This window comes from Streptomyces sp. NPDC056480 (assembly GCF_042795405.1).
Taxonomy (GTDB): Bacteria; Actinomycetota; Actinomycetes; order Streptomycetales; family Streptomycetaceae; genus Streptomyces.
This window is the reverse complement of record NZ_JBHTSA010000229.1, coordinates 1-5,049: the sequence shown is the minus strand read 5'-3', so window position 1 is coordinate 5,049 and position 5,049 is coordinate 1. Positions and strand designations below refer to the sequence as shown.

The 5,049-nt window shown below is 66.9% G+C and carries 5 protein-coding genes; all 5 read right to left on the bottom strand.

Translation table 11 applies throughout. The features are described 5' to 3' along the window. Positions 1-134 precede the first annotated feature (134 nt). On the bottom strand, positions 135-1,223 hold the full coding sequence (locus ACFQ79_RS40295) for an ABC transporter ATP-binding protein (RefSeq protein WP_383593260.1): 1,089 nt from the start codon (positions 1,221-1,223) through the stop codon (positions 135-137). Continuing rightward, entirely contained in the window at positions 1,216-2,274 is a 1,059-nt protein-coding gene (locus tag ACFQ79_RS40290; RefSeq protein WP_383593258.1) for an ABC transporter ATP-binding protein, read from the bottom strand. The genes ACFQ79_RS40295 and ACFQ79_RS40290 overlap by 8 nt, the downstream gene beginning before the upstream one ends. Before the next feature lie 12 nt (positions 2,275-2,286). After that, entirely contained in the window at positions 2,287-3,234 is a 948-nt protein-coding gene (locus tag ACFQ79_RS40285) for an ABC transporter permease (protein ID WP_383593255.1), read from the bottom strand. Next, positions 3,227-4,159: an ABC transporter permease gene (locus ACFQ79_RS40280; protein WP_030320650.1), complete on the bottom strand. Its 933-nt coding sequence runs from the start codon at positions 4,157-4,159 to the stop codon at positions 3,227-3,229. Before ACFQ79_RS40280 ends, ACFQ79_RS40285 begins: the two co-directional genes overlap by 8 nt. Positions 4,160-4,333: 174 nt before the next feature. Beyond that, a partial coding sequence (locus ACFQ79_RS40275; RefSeq protein ID WP_383593252.1) for an ABC transporter substrate-binding protein occupies positions 4,334-5,049 on the bottom strand: 716 nt, incomplete at its 5' end.

Below are 5,049 nucleotides of genomic sequence, written 5' to 3'. Positions count from 1 at the left end.
TATACCCACCCCCCTCCCGCCACCCCCTTTCTCTTGGGGTGGGGGGGGCTTTTTTTTTTTTATCCCCCCCCGGGCCCCCCGCGTTCCGTACGTACGGAACGGGGCGCCCTTCGGGATGTCTGCCGGTCGGTGCGTCAGTGCACCGGCACGACCTGCTTCTCCTCGGCGAAGTGGCACGCCGAGAGGTGGGCGGCCGGGGTGTCCAGGCCGTCGAAGCGCGTCGGGATCGCCAGGAGCGGCGTCTCCTGCGAGCACCTCTCCTGCGCCTTCCAGCAACGGGTGCGGAAGCTGCAGCCCGACGGCGGGTTCGCCGGCGAGGGGACGTCACCGGTCAGGATGATCCGCTCGCGGTGCGCGCGGGCCTCCGGGTCCGGCACCGGCACCGCGGAGAGCAGCGCCTGGGTGTACGGGTGCGTCGGGTGCTCGTAGATCTGCTCGTCCGTACCGATCTCGGCCATCTTGCCGAGGTACATGACGCCGACGCGGTCCGAGATGTGCCGGACGATCGACAGGTCGTGCGCGATGAAGAGGTAGGAGAGGTTGAACTCGTCCTGGAGCTTCCCCATCAGGTTGATGACCTGCGCCTGGACGGAGACGTCCAGGGCCGAGACCGGCTCGTCGCAGATGATGATCTCCGGGTTGAGCGCGAGGCCGCGGGCGATGCCGATGCGCTGGCGCTGACCGCCGGAGAACTGGTGCGGGTACCGGTTGATGTACTCCGGGTTCAGACCGACGACGTCGAGCAGCTCCTGCACCTTGCGGCGCCGGTCGCCCTTCGGGGCCACCTCGGGGTGGATGTCGAAGGGCTCGCCGATGATGTCGCCGACCGTCATGCGCGGGTTCAGCGAGGTGTACGGGTCCTGGAACACCATCTGGATGTTGCGGCGCACGGCCTTCAGCGCGCGGCCGCCCAGCTTGGTGATGTCCTGGCCCTTGTAGAAGACCTCGCCGGCGGTGGCGTGCTCCAGGTTCATCAGGAGCTTGGCGACCGTGGACTTGCCACAGCCGGACTCGCCCACGATGCCGAGGGTCTCGCCCTGGTAGAGGTCGAAGGAGACCCCGTCCACGGCCTTGACCGCGCCGACCTGCTTCTTGAAGAGGATGCCCTGCGTCAGCGGGAAGTGCTTCTTCAGGTTGCGCACCTGGAGGATCGGCTCACCGCGGCCCACCGGGGCCTCGACGGCGGCGGCCACGGCCTCGTCGTTCTTGCTGAGGTCAGCCATGGATCGTCTCCTTCCAGAAGTGGCAGGCGCTCGTACGGCCCGGGAGATCCGCGCCGTCCTGCTCGGTGACCGGCACGAGGGCCGGGATCTCCGTACGGCAGATGTCGTCGGCCTTGGGGCAGCGCGGGTTGAAGGCGCAGCCGGTGGGCACGCGGAGCAGGTTGGGCGGGAGGCCCTTGATCGCGTAGAGCTCCTGGCCCTTCTGGTCCAGGCGCGGGATCGACTCCAGGAGACCCTTGGTGTAGGGGTGGGCCGGGCGCTTGTAGAGCTCGTGCACCGGCGCCTGCTCGACGATCCGGCCGGCGTACATCACGGCGATCTTGTCCGCGACGTCGGCGACGACGCCGAGGTCGTGGGTGATCAGGATCAGGCCCATGTTGTATTCCTGCTGGAGCTCCGCGAGGAGGTCCATGACCTGGGCCTGGACGGTCACGTCGAGAGCCGTGGTGGGCTCGTCGGCGATGATCAGGTCCGGCTCGAGGGCGAGCGCCATGGCGATCATGATGCGCTGGCGCATACCGCCGGAGAACTGGTGGGGGTAGTCGGTGACCCGCGCCTTGGCGGCGGGGATCTTGACCTTGTCCATCAGCTCGACGGCCTTGACCGTGGCGTCCTTCTTGGACAGACCCTGGTGCACCCGGAACATCTCGCCGAGCTGGTAGCCGACGCTGAGGACCGGGTTGAGGGAGGACAGCGCGTCCTGGAAGATCATCGCGATCTTCCGGCCGCGGATCTTCCGGCGGTCCTCCTCGGCCATCTTCAGCATGTCCTGGCCGCGGAAGAGGATCTCGCCCTGCGGGATCTTGCCGGGCGGCATGTCGAGGATGCCCATGATGGCCTGGGCCGTGACGGACTTGCCGGAGCCGGACTCGCCGAGGACGGCGAGGGTCTCGCCGGCGTTCACCGAGTAGTTGACACCGTTGACCGCCTTGGCCACACCGTCGCGGGTGTGGAACTCGACGTGCAGGTCACGGACTTCGAGCAGCGGACCGTTGTGGTCGGCGCCGTCGCGGGGCGACGGGACCGTCGCGGTGTTGTCGATGATGGTCACCTTTACGCCCTCCTAGCGCAGCTTGGGGTCGAGGGCGTTGCGGACGGCTTCGCCGAGCATGATGAACGCCAGAACGGTGATGCTGAGCATGATCGAGGGCCACAGCAGGATGTGCTGCGCCACTCGGATCTGGTCGACACCGGTGGAGATGTCCACGCCCCACGAGACGGTCGGGGCGGCGAGGCCCAGACCGAGGTAGGACAGGGTGGCCTCGGCCGAGATGTAGCCGCCGAGCGCGATGGTCGCGACGACGATCACGGGGGCCATGGCGTTCGGCAGGATGTGCCGGAAGAGGATCCGGCCGGTGCCGGCGCCGAGTGCCTTCGCCGCGTGGACGTAGTCGGCGTGCTTGACCGTGATCACGGCGCCGCGCATGACGCGGGCCATCTGGGTCCAGCCGAGGAACGCGAGGGCGAAGACGACCACCCAGACCGTGCGCTCGACGAAGGACTGCAGGACGACCATGGCGCCGAGCAGGAACGGGATGCCGAAGAAGATGTCGGTCAGGCGCGAGAGCAGCGCGTCGATCCAGCCGCCGAAGTAGCCGGCGAGCATGCCCATCACACCGCCGACGAGCGTGACGATCGCGGTGACGGTGACGCCGACGATGATCGAGGCACGGGTGCCGTAGATCAGTCGGGCGTAGACGGAACGGCCCTGGCCGTCGTAGCCGAGCCAGCCCTCGGAACCGATGCTGCCGAGCTCCGGCTTGCCGAGGAAGTGCTTCACGAGGTCGCCCTTGGTGGGCGACGCGCTCGTGAAGAGGCTCGGCCAGGCGGCGACGAGGAGCAGGAAGAAGATCAGCACCGACGCCACGAGGAAGTACGGGTTGCGGCGCAGGTCGACCCAGGCGTCGCCCCAGAGGCTACGGGCCTTCTCCGGCTTGGCCGGAGGAGTCACGTCGGCGGGAAGCGCGACGGCGTCCTCGACGGCGGTCGCGGTCTTGGTCACGTCAGGCATACCGGATCCTCGGGTCCAGGACCGCGTACAGCAGGTCGATGAGCAGGCTGGTGACGAGGTAGATGATCACCAGGATGGTGACGAGGCCGACCAGGGTCGACCCTTCACGCCGGGTGATCGACTCGGCGATGAGGCCACCCACGCCCTTGATGTTGAAGATGCGCTCGGTGACGACCGCGCCGCCCATGAGGGCGCCGATGTCGGTGCCGAGGAAGGTGACCACGGGGATCATCGAGTTGCGCATGAGGTGCACGCCGATGACGCGACGGCGGGGCAGACCCTTGGCGACGGCCGTACGCATGTAGTCGGCGCGCAGGTTCTCCGCCATGGAGGTACGCGTGAGCCGGGCGACGTAGGCGAGTGAGAGACCGCCGAGCACGATGGCCGGCGCGATCATCTCGGACACCAACTGGTCGTTGCTGACGTTCGGTTCGATCCAGCCCAGCTCGAAGGCGAACACCATCTTGATGATGAAGCCGAGGACGAAGACCGGGATCGAGATGATCAGCAGCGTGAAGATCAGGATCGCGTTGTCGGCGAGACGGCCGGCCTTGAGTCCGGCGATGATGCCGAGGCCGATGCCGAAGACCAGCTCGAACGCGAACGCCAGAGCGGCGAGCTGCAGAGTGACGGGGAACGCTTCACCCAGGACCTCGGTGATCGGGCGACCGTTGCGGATCTGGGTCCCGAAGTCGAAGTGCAGGATGATGTCGGTCATGTAGTTCCAGTACTGCTGCCAGAGCGGCAGATCCAGTCCCAGATCGTGTCTGATCTTCGCGAGGGTCGCGGGGTCTGCGCCCTTGTCCCCGAACATACCCGCCACGGGGTCGCCGGGCAGGCTGTAGACCATGAGGAAGATCAGCAGGGTGGTCCCGAGGAAAACCGGGATCATCTGGAGCAGTCGTCGTGCGACATAGCGCCCCATCATGCCTCCGTTGAAATATGACAGCAGCAACCGACGGGCCCTCCCTCGGCAACCGCGCCCCGGAACGGGTACGCGAATGTCGTGGAAGGGCCCCCCAGCCACATACGTAAGGCGCCGAACGCGGGGCTGACATCCCGTCAGCCCCGCATCGGCAGGCGGACTACGCTTGGGTGATTACTTCTTGACCTCGACGCCGGTCAGGATCGGGTCGCCGTCCTGGCCGTACGCCACGCCCGAAACCTTCTCGGAGTAGCCCGCGTTGACCTTGTAGTACCAGAGCGGGATGGACGGCATGTAGTTGACCAGGTCCTTCTCGATGGCCTGGAACTGCTTCACCGACTCGTCGAGGGTCGCGGCCGAGTCCGCCTTGGCGATCTTGGCGTCGAGAGCCTTGTTGGTGAAGTCACCCTGGTTGCCCGCCGCACCCGTACGGAACAGGTCCGAGATGAAGTTGGCGTTCACCGGGTAGTCGAGCACCCAGCCGGAGCGGTACAGGGACTTGACCTGCTTCGTCTTACGAGCGGTCAGGTCGGCCTGGAAGTCCGGCTTGCCGTCGCCGACGCACTGGACGTCGGTGGCCTGCTGGATGGAGTTGCAGACAGCGTCCACCCACTCCTTGTGGCCACCGTCGGCGTTGAACTGGATGGAGATCTTGTTGTTCGGGACGCCGCCGCCGGCCTTGATGAGCTCCTTGGCCTTCGCCGGGTCGAACTTGGTGACGCCGGCGCCACCGTCCTCCTGGAAGCCCAGGACACCCTTGGCGACCCAGCCGGTCGCGGGCTCACGCGTACCCTGCAGCACCGTCTTGGTGATGGTGGCACGGTCGATCGCCATCGACAGACCCTGAACGACGCGCGGGTCGATCTGCTTCGGCTTCTTCCACTGGTCGG